This window comes from Stenotrophomonas sp. Steno-Z2, from assembly GCF_056393235.1.
The window spans coordinates 1,016,681-1,029,901 of record NZ_JBWJOY010000001.1 but is presented as its reverse complement, the minus strand read 5'-3'; the positions used below and the strand labels follow the sequence as shown (position 1 = coordinate 1,029,901).

Here is a 13,221-nt window from a genome sequence, read left to right as displayed (position 1 = left end):
GGCCCAGGCTGCGGGCGTGGCCGGGGGGCGGCCGTCCGCCGATGGCCGCCGGCGCTACAGCGGCAGCGGCGCCTGCATCGGCTCGATGCGGCCCTCGCCGCGGGTGATCTTCTTGAACTCGGCGCGGCTGACCGACACGTAGCGCTCGTTGCCGCCGATCTCCACCTGCGGGCCGTCCTGCACGGCGAAGCCGTTCTCGTCCACGCGCACGGTCATGGTCGCCTTCTTGCCGCTGTGGCAGATGGTCTTGATCTCCTGCATCTCGTCGGCCCAGGCCAGCAGGTACTGGCTGCCCTCGAACAGCTCGCCGCGGAAATCGGTGCGCAGGCCGTAGCACAGCACCGGGATGCGCAGCTGGTCGACCACCTCGCTCAGCTGCCACACCTGCGCCTTGCTCAGGAACTGCGCCTCGTCCACCAGCACGCAGCCCAGCCGCCCATGCGCGGCCATGTCGCGCTCGACCAGCTGCTGCAGGTCGGTGGCAGGGTCGAAGGCGGTGGCCTCGGCCTGCAGCCCGATCCGCGAGGCGACCACGCCGCTGCCGGCGCGGTGGTCCAGGCGCGGGGTCAGGATCGCCACCCGCATGCCGCGCTCGCGGTAGTTGTGCGCCGACTGCAGCAGGGTGGTGGTCTTCCCGGCGTTCATCGCCGAGTAGTAGAAGTAGAGCTTGGCCATGGCGCATTTTAGCGTGCGCCGACCGCAACGGCCGATGGCTTACACTGCCGCCCTGCGACAGACCCGACCCCATGCTGGACTCCCTCAATCCCCCCCAACGCGCGGCGGTGCTGCACACCGAAGGCCCCCTGCTGGTGCTGGCCGGCGCCGGCAGCGGCAAGACCCGCGTGATCGTGGAGAAGATCGCCCACCTGATCGACTGCGGCCGCTACAGCGCCCGCCGCATCGCCGCGATCACCTTCACCAACAAGTCGGCCAAGGAAATGCGCGAGCGCGTGGCCAAGCGCCTGCGTGGCGGGCAGGCCGAGGAGGTGACCATCTGCACCTTCCACGCGCTGGGGCTGAAGTTCATGCAGATCGAGCACGCCGCGGTGGGCCTGAAGCGCGGTTTCTCGATCTTCGACGCCGACGACGCGGCGGCGCAGGTCAAGGACCTGCTCGGCGGCAGCAACGCCAAGCCCGACGACATCGAGGACATGAAGAACCTGATCTCGCGGGCCAAGAACGCCGGCCTGTCGCCGGAGCAGGCGATGGCGGCCGCGCGCAGCAACCGCGAGAAGGACGCGGCGACGGTCTACGCGCTGTACCAGGCGCGGCTGACCGCCTTCAACGCGGTCGACTTCGACGACCTGATCCGCCTGCCGGTGCAGGTGCTGGAAGAGAACCCGGACATCGCGCTGGCCTGGCGCGAACGCATCGGCTACCTGCTGGTGGACGAATGCCAGGACACCAACGACGCGCAGTACCGCCTGCTCAAGCAGCTGGCCGGCCCGGCCGGCAATTTCACCTGCGTGGGCGACGACGACCAGTCGATCTACGCCTGGCGCGGCGCCAACCCCGAGAACCTGCAGAACATGGCGGTGGAGTATCCATCGCTGCAGATCATCAAGCTGGAGCAGAACTACCGCTGCTCCAACCGCGTGCTGCGCGCAGCCAATGCGCTGATCGCGCACAACCCGCACGAACACCTGAAGACGCTGTGGTCCGACCAGGCCGATGGCGAGCGCATCCGCGTGTGGGAATGCCGCAACAGCGAGCACGAGGCGGAAAAGGTGGCCGCCGAGATCCAGTTCATCGCCACCAGCCGGCGCGTGCCGTGGAGCGATTTCTGCATCCTGTTCCGCGGCAACTTCCAGAGCCGGCCGCTGGAAAAGGCGCTGCAGATGGTCGGCGTGCCGTACCACCTGACCGGCGGCACCGTGTTCCTGGAACGGCAGGAAGTGAAGGACACCCTGGCCTGGCTGCGGCTGCTGGTGAACCCGGACGACGACACCGCCTTCATGCGCGCGGTGCAGGCGCCCAAGCGCGACGTCGGCGCCGGCACCCTGGCCAGGCTGGCCGAACTGGCGTCGGAGAAGGGCATGTCGATGGCGCAGGCCGCCGAGGCGATGGGCGCGCTGGCGCAGCTGCCGCCGCGCGCGGCCAACAGCCTGAGCCGGTTCACCGACATCCTGCGCGCGCTGCGCATGGACATGCGGCAGATGTCCTCCGGCGACCTGGTGCGGCGCGTGTCCAGGGATTCGGGCCTGCTGGCCGAACTGCGCCACCAGGCCAAGGACACCGCCGGCTACGAGCGCCGCGCCGCCAACCTCGAGGAACTGGCTTCGTGGTTCGAGAACGGCCCGCGCGGCGCCAGCGCCGTCGACATGGCCGCGCAGCTGGCGCTGATCTCGCGCAACGACAAGGACGACGGCGGCAACCAGGTGCGGATGATGACCCTGCACGCCTCCAAGGGCCTGGAGTTCCCGTACGTGTTCATCGTCGGCTGCGAGGACGGCGTGCTGCCGCACCAGGTCAGCCTCGACGAGGGCAACCTGCAGGAGGAACGGCGCCTGCTGTACGTGGGCATCACCCGCGCCAAGATCCAGCTGTGGATGAGCTACAGCCGCCTGACCCGCAAGTTCGGCGAACACGTGCGGCTCAAGCCCAGCCGCTTCTTCGACGAACTGCCGGCGGCCGAGATCCAGCGCGACGGCGCCGACCCGGTGGCCGACGCCGCGAACAAGAAGGAACGCGCGCAGGCCGGGCTGGCGGCGATCCAGGCGCTGTTCGACTGAATCCGGATCGGCCCGACGAGCGGCCGATCAGGGTGTGACGGTGGATGGCTGCCCGACTTCCACATCGGGCAGCCCCGTGGTGACCCGCAGGACCTGCTCCTGCCATGCCCAGTACTGCGCGGGCTCCCAGAAACGGGCCTGGTAGTAGCGGTGGGCGCTGATCCGCTCATTGCAGACGAACTGGTGATCCATGGTGATCCAGGATGTGCCGATGCACACGTCCATTTTTCCGGAGCGATGCGCGATGCGGGAGCCCACCGTTGCCAGCTGCGCCTTGCGCATCTCGCGTTCCAGCCGAGGCTGGGCCACGTCATCGGCGTACTCGTCGAAGATGGCCTTGCCGATGGCCAGCGCCCGCTGCCGCTGCGCCGTATCCAGCGCGTTCCAGAAGCGTTCGCGCTCGGCGAGGAAGAGCGGGGTGCGGCGCTCGGCGGCAAGATCCATCCAGACATAGGCGAGCGCGCGATCGGTCTCGCCCCCTTTGCCGTCCCACCACATCTGCGCCAGCATGGCCTGGGAGAGCTTGTCCGCATAACGCGACGCGAGGGTGAAGTGCCGCCTTGCCGCCACCGCGTCGCCCTCATGGAGCGCACCCTGCGCTTTCAGCCGATAGAGCTGGTCGGGATGGGCCGTGAGGAACGATTCGGTGCTGACGATCGTCACGTCTTCGCCGGTCAGTCCCGCGGCATGGGGCGGGACGTCGCTGGCCAGCGCAGTGGCGGCGAAGGGGATGCAGAGCGCAAGTGGCAGCGATCTGGGTGTCGTCATGGGCCTTCTCCTTGTCACCATGATGGGCAGGGTGGAGTATGCCCTTGCAGTGCCATCAGCTGCATGGGGCTCCATGGCCGGGCATGGATCGATAGAGGCGGGAAGACCATGATCGAAACCGAACGACTGCGCCTGCGCCTGCTGCGCGACGACGACGGCGATGCCGCGGCGATGTTGGAGCTGCTCAACGAGCCGGGCTTCCATCGCTACATCGGCGATCGCGGCGTGCGCACGCTGGCGCAGGCGCGCGACTACATCCGCAATGGGCCGCTGGTGAGTTACGGGCAGCACGGCTTTGGCATGTACGCGGTCGAGCGGCGCAGCGACGGCGCCTGGCTGGGCAATGCCGGGCTGGTGCACCGCGCCGCGCTGCCGCACGTGGATGTCGGCTATGCCCTGCTGGAACGCCATGCCGGCCACGGCTATGCGCTGGAGGCCGCGCGGGCGGTGCTGCGCCATGCGCGGGAAACGCTGGGGCTCGGCGCGCTGTGCGCGATCGTGACGCCGGGCAACGAGCGTTCGACGGCGCTGCTGCGCAAGCTGGGCTTCCAGGCCAACGGCAGCGTGCGCCTGCCCGGCAAGGACGAGGAGCTGCTGCTTTTCCTCAACGAGCCCGCAATCGGGTAGTCCGGTTCAAACCTCCGACGCTTGGGCGCCGGAACGCGCATGCCGGCGGCATGACCGCGACATGCACTGCTGCGCAGGCGAGGGGCTTGCTCCTCGCCGGGGCTTCACCGACAACGTGCTGCGGGGCAAGCCCCGCAGCTACGCTGGATCAATCGTCCAGCCGGGACTGCAGCTGCGCCAGCTGCTCCTGCAGCGCCGCCACGCTGGCCTCGAGCTGCTGCACGCGCTCTTCCAGCGCGCCGTTGTCCGCGGCCGCGCCGGCGGGCGCGCGGTATTGCGCGGCCAGGGCGTCCACGTCCACCGGGCCGCCGAGCAGGTGCATGTAGCGGTCCTCGCGCTGGCCGGCGGCGCGCGGCAGCTGCACCGCCAGTCCGCGCTGGATCAGGCGCCCGAGCTGGTGGCGCAGGTCTTCGGCGTCGGCGAACTTCGCCATCCGCTCGCTGCGCGTGGCCAGCTCGCCGGCGGTCTGCGGGCCGCGCAGCAACAGCAGGCCCAGCAGCGCGACCTGCTGCCGCGGCAGGTCCAGCCTGCCGCCGAGCAGGTGCTCGTAGCGCTCGGCGCGCGCGGAGAAGTGCTGGCGTGCCAGGCCCATCGCCTCCAGCTGGCGCAGCGCGTGCTGCACGGTGCCGGCGTCCAGGTTCATCACCGGTTCGCGTGCGGTCTTCTGGTTGGCGGCGGTCTGCGCGGCGTTGACGGTCAGCGGGTAAGTCTCGGGCGTGGTCGCTTCCTTCTCGACCAGGCAGCCGAGCACCCGCATCTGCGCGGCGTCGAGCACGGGAACGGGCGAGGGGGTGGGGGCATCGGTCATCGTCGGCATCCGGTCGCGCGAGGGGGCGCAAGCATAGCCGAGCGGGGAAGGGACCGAAGCCGGCGCAGGATTACGCCGGAACACGGCATCGCCGCAGGCCCCCGCCGGGGCGGGCCGGGCGGGGAGCCGGTAAACTTGCCGGGTTTTCGCTCTATCCGGTAGCCGTGCCCATGTCCCGAATCCCCAACTCCCTCCTGCTCGCCGCGTTGTTGTCGCTGGCCGCGTGCAGCACCTCCCGGCCGCTGGTCCACGGCGAACCCGCCGGCCCGGGTACGGCTGTCGAGGCACCGGTTGCCGTCGAGGCCGTGCCCGCCAACGACAACCTCAATGCGGTGCTGTGGGTGCAGAAGGCGCAGGAGTACCGCGCCCTGACCCTGCAGACCTGGCGCATGGCGGCGGCGACGCTGGATCGCGCCCTGGCCGACCCGCAATGGACCGCGCTGCTGCCCGGCGAAGGCGCCGAACTGCAGAAGCCCGGCCTGAAGCCGGCGGTGATCGTCGATATCGACGAGACCGTGCTCGACAATTCGCCCTTCCAGGCGCGCGGCGTGCTCGACGACACGTCGTACAAGGAAGCGGACTGGGCCGCATGGGTGGCCGAGAAGAAGGCCCGGCCGGTGCCCGGCGCGCTGGAGTTCGCCAGGGCGGCCAGCGCGCGCGGCGTGACGCTCCTCTACATCTCCAACCGCACCGAACAGATGAAGGCGGACACGCTGGAAAACCTGCGCGCGGTGGGCTTCCCGGTCGCCGACGACGGCGTTTACCTCGGCAAGGGCATGGACCTGCCCGGCTGCACCCGCACCGGCGACGACAAGGGCTGCCGCCGGATCAAGGTCGCCAGCCACTACCGCGTGCTGATGCAGGTGGGCGACCAGATCACCGATTTCGGCCAGCCGCGCAGCAATGACGACGCCGATCGCGATGCGCTGCTGTCCGGGCATGACGGCTGGATCGGCGAACGCTGGTTCATGCTGCCCGGCCCGACCTACGGCGGCTATGAATCGGCGGCGGTCGGCAACGCCCATGGCCTGTCCGAGGAGCAGCGCCGGGCCCGCAAGCGCGCGGCGCTGGAGCCGGCGCGATGAGCCGCGGCCCGCTGCCGCTGCGCACCGACGAGCGCCTGATCTTCGCGCTGGACGTGCCGGGGCGCGCCGAAGCCATCGACTGGGTGGAGCGGCTCGGCGACGCCGTGTCGTTCTACAAGATCGGCATGGAACTGCTGGCCTCGGGCGAGTACTTCGCCGTGCTCGACGAACTGGCCCGGCGCGACAAGCGCGTGTTCGTGGACCTGAAGTTCTTCGATATTCCCGCCACCATCGCCGGCGTCATCCGCCGCCTGTCGCAGTGGCCGGTAAGCTACTGCACCATCCACGGCTGGCACCCGGCGATGATGGAAGCCGCCGCCGCGGCCAACGCCTCGGACATGCGCCTGCTGGCGGTCACCGTGCTGACCTCGATGGGCCGCCCGGACCTGGCGCAGATGGGCATCGACCGCGAGCCGGTGGCGGTGGTGGTCGAGCGCGCGCTGGCCGCGCAGCGCGCCGGCATCGACGGGGTGATCGCCTCGGGCCAGGAGGCCGCGCCGATCCGCGCCGCCACCGGCGCCGGTTTCTCCATCGTCTGCCCGGGCATCCGGCCCGGCGGCCCGGTGGGCGACGACCAGCAGCGCACGGTCGGCGTGGCGCAGGCCTTCGCCGACGGCGCCGACGCGATCGTCGTCGGCCGTCCGATCCGGCTGGCACCGGACCCGCGCGCCGCGGCGCAGGCCATGCAGTGCGAAATTGCGGATTTCTTCAGTTGAAAATCAATAACTTACGCATTGATTCATGAAGTATTGCATTAACTGAAGCGGGCGCGTAGGCTGTGCGCGTCCCGGCCATGCCGGCGATGTGTCACATGTCCCCGGCCCCGCCGGTTTGAGGAGGTTCGCCACTGGCAACGGGGCGGCCTCTTTTTTTTATGCGCGGCTTTCTCCGCCCCGTAGGAGCGACTTCAGTCGCGACGGGGCTTTACCGGGAAAGCCTCTTCGCGACTGAAGTCGCTCCTACAGTTCTGCAATCCTCCGGGCACGCTTGCCGCTGTCACCGGACAGACCGCAAGATGCGACGGCCCCGGGGGAGGACCAACGACGCCATGCCACGCCGTTCATCTCGCAGCCGCTCGCATCTCGTGTTCCTGTCCTTGTGCGCCGTGGCAGTGCTTGCCGCCGGCTGCCGCCGGCCGCAGGAACCCCTGCCCGGCGCCGCCACCGAGCCGGCTGCCGCCGTGCGCCAGCTGGTCCAGCACCTGCACGACAACGACCTGGCCGGCTACGCCCGCGCGGCGGTGCCGCCGGCGCAGTACGCCGAACTGGAAGCGGCCTGGGCGCAGGGCCACAGCCGCTGGCCGCTGGACGAACTGCCCCTGCACGACAAGCTGCCGGCGCTGCTGGCCACGCTGTCCGCGCCCGATGCCGAAACCCGGCTGCAGCGCGCGTTCAAGGCGCAGCTCGCCGGGCAGGCGGCCAGCGTGCGCCAGGCCGCGCACTCGCTGGGCCTGTTCGGCGAGCAGTACATCAGCCACCAGGGCGACTACAGCGACGACGAACGCGCCCACTACGTGCAGCTGGTCAAGGCGCTCAGCGCCTGGGCGCAGGCCGCGCCGCTGTCCGATCCCAAACTGGCCGGCTCCGCCATCGCCACCCTGACCACCGCCGCACGTGCCACCGGGCTGGATAGCGACGCCGCCCTGCAGCAGGCGGGCATGACCGGCAGCCTGCAGCGGCTGGCGCCGTTCGTCGCCGCCTCCAAGCAGGTACTGGCCGGCTACGGGTTGTCGCTGGACGACAGCATCGCCCAGCTGCGCACCGGCCTGGCCCGCCAGGACGGCGACCGCGCCGTCGTGCACGTGCAATACCCGCTGGCTGGCCAGGACATCGACCTGCAGGTGGCGCTGGAGCGCCGCCAGGGGCGCTGGTACCTGGCCCGCACCCTGGCCGAGGCGGACGCCGTGCTGGCCGCCGCGCGCGCGGCCGCGGCGGCGCCCGGGGAAGGCCAGGCCGCCCCGGCCGATGCCGGCGATGACGCCGGAACCCGCCCGGCGCCGGCGGCTAAGCCATAATGTCGCCGATGTCGAAACAGAACTCCCGGCCCGAACAGGGCGAACTCCTGCCGTCGGGCGAGGCCAGCGCCCCGGCCGCCGCCCCCCTGCCGCCGGCCCCGTCCGGCCGTCCGCCCGCGCGCCAGGGCCGGCGCCCGCTGTGGGCGCGCCTGCTCGGCCGCCTGATCGAGCCGTGGCTGGGCCTGAAGATCGAGCCCGAGCAGCTGCAGCACGACCCGGCGCAGCCGGTGGTCTACGTGCTCGAGGACTACGGCCTGTCCAACGCGCTGATCCTGGACAAGGCCTGCCGCGACGCCGGCCTGCCGTCGCCGCTGGTGCCGCTGGCCGGCGACCCGACCGGGCGCAAGCGCGCCTACGTCGCGCTGTCGCGGCGTTCCAGCAACAACGCGCTGATCCCCGAGCAGCGCGGCGCCCGCACCCATTCCGATTCGCTGGCCCGGCTGCTGCAGGCGCACCGCGCCAACCCGGCGCTGGACGTGCAGCTGGTGCCGGTGTCGATCTTCGTCGGCCGCGCCCCGGACAAGCAGAGCGGCTGGTTCGCCGTGCTGTTCTCGGAAAACTGGGCGCTGGTCGGCCGCTTCCGCCGCCTGCTGGCGGTGCTGCTCAACGGCCGCGACAGCATCGTGCGTTTCGCCGCGCCGATTTCGCTGCGCGAAACCGTGCAGGAGGGGCTGGAGCCCGAGCGCACCGTGCGCAAGCTGCAGCGCGTGCTGCGCGCGCACTTCCGCCGCATCCGCGAATCGATCATCGGCCCGGACCTGTCCACCCGCCGCCTGCTGGTGGACAAGGTGCTGGAGGCCGAGCCGGTGCGCGAGGCCATCGCCGCCCAGGCCAAGCGCGACAATTCCAGGCCCACCGACGCCTGGAAGAAGGCGCAGGCCTACGCCTGGGAAATCGCCGCCGACTATTCCACCCCGGTGGTGCGCTCGGCCAGCTTCCTGCTCAGCCATGTCTGGAACCGCATCTACGCCGGCGTGCTGGTCCACCACCTGGACAAGTTCAAGGAAGCCGCGCCCGGACACGAAATCGTCTACGTGCCCAGCCACCGCAGCCACATGGACTACCTGCTGCTGAGCTACCTGCTGTACGACCGCGGCATCGTGCCGCCGCATATCTTCGCCGGCATCAACCTCAACCTGCCGGTGGTCGGAACCCTGCTGCGCAAGGGCGGCGCGTTCTTCGCAAGGCGCAGTTTCCGCGGCAATCCGCTGTATTCGGCGGTGTTCTCCGAATACATGGCGCAGCTGGTCTCCGGCGGCTATTCCATCGAGTACTTCGTCGAGGGCGGGCGCTCTCGCACCGGCCGCCTGCTGCAGCCCAAGGGCGGCGTGATCTCGATGACGCTGCGCGCCTTCCTGCGCCAGCCGCGCAAGCCGGTGCTGTTCCAGCCCATCTACATCGGCTACGAGAAGCTGATGGAGGGCAACAGCTACCTGGACGAACTGTCCGGCCGGCCGAAGGAAAAGGAATCGATCTGGGCGCTGCTGTGGGGCATCCCCAAGGTGCTCAAGCAGAACTACGGCCAGGTGGTGGTGAACTTCGGCGAGCCGATCGCGCTGAACGACGTGCTGGCCGAGCATGCGCCCGAGTGGGACGGCCAGCCGGTGCCCGAGGACGAGAAGCCGGCCTGGCTGATGAAGACCGTCGATACGCTGGCGCAGAGCATCAACGTGCACGTCAATGCCGCCGCCGACGTCAACCCGATCAACCTGCTGGCGCTGGCGCTGCTGTCCACGCCCAAGCATGCGATGGGCGAGGCCGACCTGATCGCGCAGATCGAGCTGTGCAAGAAGCTGCTGGTCGAGCTGCCGTATTCGGACCGGGTGACGGTCACCCCGCATTCGCCGGAGCGCATCATCGCCCACGCCGAGGAAATCAACGTCCTTACCCGCGTCAAGCACCCGCTGGGCGACGTGCTCAGCGTCAGCGGCGACACCGCGGTGCTGCTGAGCTATTTCCGCAACAACGTGCTGCACCTGTTCACTGCGTCCTCGTGGGTGGCCTGCTGCTTCCAGAACAACCGCCGCATGAGCCGCGCCGGCCTGCTGCGGCTGGGCCGCGGCCTGTACCCGTTCCTGCAGCAGGAACTGTTCCTGCCGTGGACCGAGGACGAATTCGCCGCGCGCATCGAGCAGACCATCAACGTGTTCGTGCGCGAAGGGCTGCTACAGCAGGTGGGCGAGGACGAGGGCGGCATGCTCGCGCGCAGCACCGGCCAGACCGACGAGGTGTTCCGCCTGCGCGCCATCGGCCATTCGCTGCAGCAGGCGTTCGAGCGCTACTACATCGCCATCTCGGTGCTGGTGAAGAACGGCCCCGGCGTGCTCGGCGCGGCGGAACTGGAGAGCCTGTGCCAGCAGGCCGCGCAGCGCCTGAGCCTGCTCTACGCCCCGGCCGCACCGGAGTTCTTCGACAAGACCCTGTTCCGCGGCTTCATCCAGAAGATGCGCGAACTGCGCCTGGTCTGGCCGGACGAGAACAGCAAGCTGCTGTTCGACGACCGCCTCGACGCCTGGGCCAAGGACGCCAAGTTCATCCTCGGCCGCGAACTGCGCCACACCATCGAGCGGGTGAGCCCGGAAGCGGTGAAGCCGGAGGAGCCGGCGGCGGGCTGACGCGCCCCGGCACCGGGCAACGGAGGGCAAGGCGATGTGGCAGGCAGCGTTCTTCGTGGCAGTGGCGGCCGCCTGCATGCTCGCGGCGGTGCACGCCATGCGCCGGAAGCCGCGCGATGTTTCCGCCTTGCCGGCGCTTTCGGACGAAGCGAAGGCGCTGCTGCGGAGCGGGCGGAAGATCGCCGCGACCCGGGCCTACCGCCGGCAATGCGGCGCGTCGTTGCTGGAAGCCAGCCGGGTCATCGACCGCCACGTGCACTGAGCGGCGGCCGTGCCGGCGCTGGAATTCAGGCCGGCTCGTCCGGAATCAGCATGCTTTCCAGCCTGGCGATGCAGTCCTTGAGCTGCAGCTTGCGCTTCTTCAGGCGCTTGGCTTCCAGCTCGTCGTCCGGGTTGGCCGCCAGCCGGGCGATGCGCTCGTCCAGGCTGCGGTGCTCGGCCCGCAGTTCGGCGGTGCGCTGGCTGATCTCGGCGGGCGTCATGGTTTCCATGGACATCGAGCATACAGGCTGCGACGGCGGCCGCGAGGGGGCGCCGCCAAGCCGGTAGAATGCACGCGATGAGTGCCGTCATTCCCCTTCCCGATCCCGCGCCGCGCGCCCGCGATCCGCGCGTGGCCGAACGCGAACACCACAAGCTCGCCAAGCGCCTGCGCCGCCAGGTCGGCCAGGCCATCGCCGACTTCGGCATGATCGAGGCCGGCGACAAGGTCATGGTCTGCCTGTCCGGCGGCAAGGACAGCTACACCCTGCTGGACATCCTGCTGCAGCTGCAGAAGAAGGCGCCGGTGCCGTTCGAGCTGGTGGCGGTGAACCTGGACCAGAAGCAGCCGGGTTTCCCCGAGCACGTGCTGCCGGAATACCTGGCCGGCATCGGCGTGCCGTACCACATCATCGAGCAGGACACCTATTCGGTGGTCAGCCGGGTGATCCCGGAAGGCAAGACCATGTGTTCGCTGTGCTCGCGCATGCGCCGCGGTTCGCTGTACAGCTACGCCGAGGCCAACGGCTTCACCAAGATCGCGCTGGGCCACCACCGCGACGACATGGTGGCCACGTTCTTCATGAACCTGTTCCACCACGCCAAGATCTCCGGCATGCCGCCCAAGCTGCGCAGCGACGACGGCAGGCACGTGGTGATCCGGCCGCTGGCCTACGTGCGCGAGAGCGACATCGTCGAGTACGCGGCCGCGCGCCGGTTCCCGATCATCCCGTGCAACCTGTGCGGCAGCCAGGAAAACCTGCAGCGCAAGCAGGTCGGGCTGATGATGAAGCAGTGGGAAAAGGAGCACCCCGGCCGCATCGAGCAGATCTCGCGCGCCATGGGCGACATCCGCCCCTCGCAGATGGCCGACCCGAAACTGTTCGACTTCCTGGCGCTCGGCCGCCGCGACGACGCGCCGCTGCCGGACGCGCATGCCTGGCTCGCCGGCGGCGAGAAGCAGGAAGAACCAGAAGCCCCCCTCCCATCGGGAGAGGGGTTGGGGTGAGGACGATGGCGTCCTGATGCCTCCGGCATCCATGGCTTCGTCCGCCCCTCATCCGCCCTTCGGGCACCTTCTCCCGGCGGGAGAAGGGAAAAACCCGCATCCCCCTTCCCAGTTCCCGGATCCCCGATGTTCTTCAAGAATCTCACCCTGTTCCGCTTTCCCACCTCCGTCGACTTCTCCGAGGTCGATACCCTGCTGCCGCACGTCGCGCTCAAGCCGGTCGGCGCGCTGGAAATGAGCTCGCGCGGCTTCATCTCGCCGTTCGGGCGCGAGGAGAAGGAGCAGTTCTCGCACCGCATCGGCGATGCGCTGTGGCTCACCGTCGGCGGCGAGGAGAAGATCCTGCCCGGCGCGGTGGTCAACGACCTGCTGGCGCGCAGGCTGGAGGAAATCGAGGAGAAGGAAGGCCGCAAGCCCGGCGGCCGCGAGCGCAAGCGGCTGAAGGACGACCTGCTGCACGAGCTGCTGCCGCGCGCCTTCGTCAAGAGCTCGCGCACCGACGCCTTCCTCGACCTGCAGCACGGTTACGTCGCGGTGGACAGTTCCAGCCGCAAGACCGGCGAGAACGTGATGAGCGACATCCGCGGCATGCTCGGCAGCTTCCCGGCGATGCCGCTGAATGCCGAAGTGGCGCCGCGCGCGATCCTGACCGCATGGATCGCCGGCGAGCCGCTGCCCGAGGGCCTGAGCCTGGGCGAAGAGTGCGAGATGAAGGACCCGGCCGAGGGCGGCGCGGTGGTCAAGTGCCAGCACCAGGAACTGCGCTGCGACGAGATCGACAAGCACCTGGACGCCGGCAAGCAGGTCACCAAGCTGGCGCTGGTGTTCGAGGACAACCTGTCCTTCGTGCTCGGCGACGACCTGATCGTGCGCAAGCTCAAGTTCCTCGACGGCGCGCTGGACCAGCTCGAGCACATCGACGAGGAAGGCCGCCGCGCCGAACTCGACGCGCGCTTCGCCCTGCAGAGCGGCGAGATCCGACGCCTGTTCCTGCTGCTGGAGCAGGCGTTCAAGCTGAGCAAGGCCGACAGCTGAACAGGCAATCCACCTACCTGCCCGGCGAACGGGCAGGGACTATGCTGG

At 69.6% G+C, this 13,221-nt stretch carries 13 protein-coding genes; 9 read left to right on the top strand and 4 right to left on the bottom strand.

Translation table 11 applies throughout. From position 1 onward, the window contains the following. Positions 1-54 precede the first annotated feature (54 nt). The gene (locus AC06FP_RS04485; protein ID WP_456117565.1) at positions 55-675 is read right to left on the bottom strand and encodes a thymidine kinase; all 621 of its coding nucleotides are present in this window, start codon (positions 673-675) and stop codon (positions 55-57) included. A 74-nt stretch (positions 676-749) separates the two neighbouring features. Here AC06FP_RS04485 and AC06FP_RS04480 point away from each other — a divergent pair, with 74 nt between their 5' ends. Then, the gene (locus AC06FP_RS04480) at positions 750-2,732 is read left to right on the top strand and encodes a UvrD-helicase domain-containing protein (RefSeq protein WP_478074755.1); all 1,983 of its coding nucleotides are present in this window, start codon (positions 750-752) and stop codon (positions 2,730-2,732) included. Positions 2,733-2,759: 27 nt separating this feature from the next. Here the strand turns inward: AC06FP_RS04480 and AC06FP_RS04475 are convergent, their stop codons facing one another. Continuing rightward, positions 2,760-3,500, bottom strand: coding sequence for an SEL1-like repeat protein (locus tag AC06FP_RS04475; protein WP_478074647.1), 741 nt, complete (start codon positions 3,498-3,500; stop codon positions 2,760-2,762). A gap of 108 nt (positions 3,501-3,608) precedes the next feature. Between AC06FP_RS04475 and AC06FP_RS04470 the strand changes: the two genes are divergently transcribed. Then, positions 3,609-4,127: a GNAT family N-acetyltransferase gene (locus AC06FP_RS04470; protein WP_478074646.1), complete on the top strand. Its 519-nt coding sequence runs from the start codon at positions 3,609-3,611 to the stop codon at positions 4,125-4,127. 148 nt (positions 4,128-4,275) lie between these two features. On the opposite strand, the gene AC06FP_RS04465 is transcribed toward AC06FP_RS04470, so the two are convergent. After that, a complete protein-coding gene (locus tag AC06FP_RS04465; RefSeq protein ID WP_456117562.1) occupies positions 4,276-4,935 on the bottom strand; it encodes a YceH family protein in 660 nt (219 codons plus the stop codon). Positions 4,936-5,105: 170 nt separating this feature from the next. Here AC06FP_RS04465 and AC06FP_RS04460 point away from each other — a divergent pair, with 170 nt between their 5' ends. From AC06FP_RS04460 to AC06FP_RS04440, 5 genes are all read left to right on the top strand, one after another. Beyond that, a complete protein-coding gene (locus AC06FP_RS04460) occupies positions 5,106-6,020 on the top strand; it encodes a 5'-nucleotidase, lipoprotein e(P4) family (protein WP_478074645.1) in 915 nt (304 codons plus the stop codon). Next, entirely contained in the window at positions 6,017-6,736 is a 720-nt protein-coding gene (pyrF, locus tag AC06FP_RS04455) for an orotidine-5'-phosphate decarboxylase (RefSeq protein ID WP_478074644.1), read from the top strand. The genes AC06FP_RS04460 and pyrF overlap by 4 nt, the downstream gene beginning before the upstream one ends. A gap of 332 nt (positions 6,737-7,068) precedes the next feature. After that, positions 7,069-8,034, top strand: coding sequence for a hypothetical protein (locus AC06FP_RS04450; RefSeq protein WP_478074643.1), 966 nt, complete (start codon positions 7,069-7,071; stop codon positions 8,032-8,034). Beyond that, on the top strand, positions 8,034-10,649 hold the full coding sequence (plsB, locus tag AC06FP_RS04445; protein WP_478074642.1) for a glycerol-3-phosphate 1-O-acyltransferase PlsB: 2,616 nt from the start codon (positions 8,034-8,036) through the stop codon (positions 10,647-10,649). Before AC06FP_RS04450 ends, plsB begins: the two co-directional genes overlap by 1 nt. Before the next feature lie 34 nt (positions 10,650-10,683). Then, positions 10,684-10,911, top strand: coding sequence for a hypothetical protein (locus AC06FP_RS04440; protein WP_478074641.1), 228 nt, complete (start codon positions 10,684-10,686; stop codon positions 10,909-10,911). A 25-nt stretch (positions 10,912-10,936) separates the two neighbouring features. On the opposite strand, the gene AC06FP_RS04435 is transcribed toward AC06FP_RS04440, so the two are convergent. Next, positions 10,937-11,140, bottom strand: a complete 204-nt coding sequence (locus tag AC06FP_RS04435; RefSeq protein ID WP_478074754.1) for a YdcH family protein — start codon at positions 11,138-11,140, stop codon at positions 10,937-10,939. 68 nt (positions 11,141-11,208) lie between these two features. Between AC06FP_RS04435 and ttcA the strand changes: the two genes are divergently transcribed. Together ttcA and AC06FP_RS04425 are read left to right on the top strand one after the other, a co-directional pair. Then, positions 11,209-12,138 carry a tRNA 2-thiocytidine(32) synthetase TtcA gene (ttcA, locus tag AC06FP_RS04430; protein ID WP_478074640.1) on the top strand — a complete coding sequence of 310 codons (930 nt, stop codon included), beginning with the start codon at positions 11,209-11,211 and terminating at the stop codon, positions 12,136-12,138. A gap of 126 nt (positions 12,139-12,264) precedes the next feature. Beyond that, positions 12,265-13,173 (top strand): recombination-associated protein RdgC, encoded by a 909-nt coding sequence (locus tag AC06FP_RS04425; RefSeq protein ID WP_478074639.1) that lies wholly within the window; start codon positions 12,265-12,267, stop codon positions 13,171-13,173. The last annotated feature ends 48 nt before the right edge of the window (positions 13,174-13,221 follow it).

Coding starts and splice junctions, on each gene's coding strand:
- AC06FP_RS04485 (WP_456117565.1), bottom strand. CDS start 675: ATGGCCAAGCTCTACTTCTACTACTCGGCGATGAACGCCGGGAAGACC.
- AC06FP_RS04475 (WP_478074647.1), bottom strand. CDS start 3,500: ATGACGACACCCAGATCGCTGCCACTTGCGCTCTGCATCCCCTTCGCC.
- AC06FP_RS04470 (WP_478074646.1), top strand. CDS start 3,609: ATGATCGAAACCGAACGACTGCGCCTGCGCCTGCTGCGCGACGACGAC.
- AC06FP_RS04465 (WP_456117562.1), bottom strand. CDS start 4,935: ATGACCGATGCCCCCACCCCCTCGCCCGTTCCCGTGCTCGACGCCGCG.
- AC06FP_RS04460 (WP_478074645.1), top strand. CDS start 5,106: ATGTCCCGAATCCCCAACTCCCTCCTGCTCGCCGCGTTGTTGTCGCTG.
- pyrF (WP_478074644.1), top strand. CDS start 6,017: ATGAGCCGCGGCCCGCTGCCGCTGCGCACCGACGAGCGCCTGATCTTC.
- AC06FP_RS04450 (WP_478074643.1), top strand. CDS start 7,069: ATGCCACGCCGTTCATCTCGCAGCCGCTCGCATCTCGTGTTCCTGTCC.
- plsB (WP_478074642.1), top strand. CDS start 8,034: ATGTCGCCGATGTCGAAACAGAACTCCCGGCCCGAACAGGGCGAACTC.
- AC06FP_RS04440 (WP_478074641.1), top strand. CDS start 10,684: ATGTGGCAGGCAGCGTTCTTCGTGGCAGTGGCGGCCGCCTGCATGCTC.
- AC06FP_RS04435 (WP_478074754.1), bottom strand. CDS start 11,140: ATGGAAACCATGACGCCCGCCGAGATCAGCCAGCGCACCGCCGAACTG.
- ttcA (WP_478074640.1), top strand. CDS start 11,209: ATGAGTGCCGTCATTCCCCTTCCCGATCCCGCGCCGCGCGCCCGCGAT.
- AC06FP_RS04425 (WP_478074639.1), top strand. CDS start 12,265: ATGTTCTTCAAGAATCTCACCCTGTTCCGCTTTCCCACCTCCGTCGAC.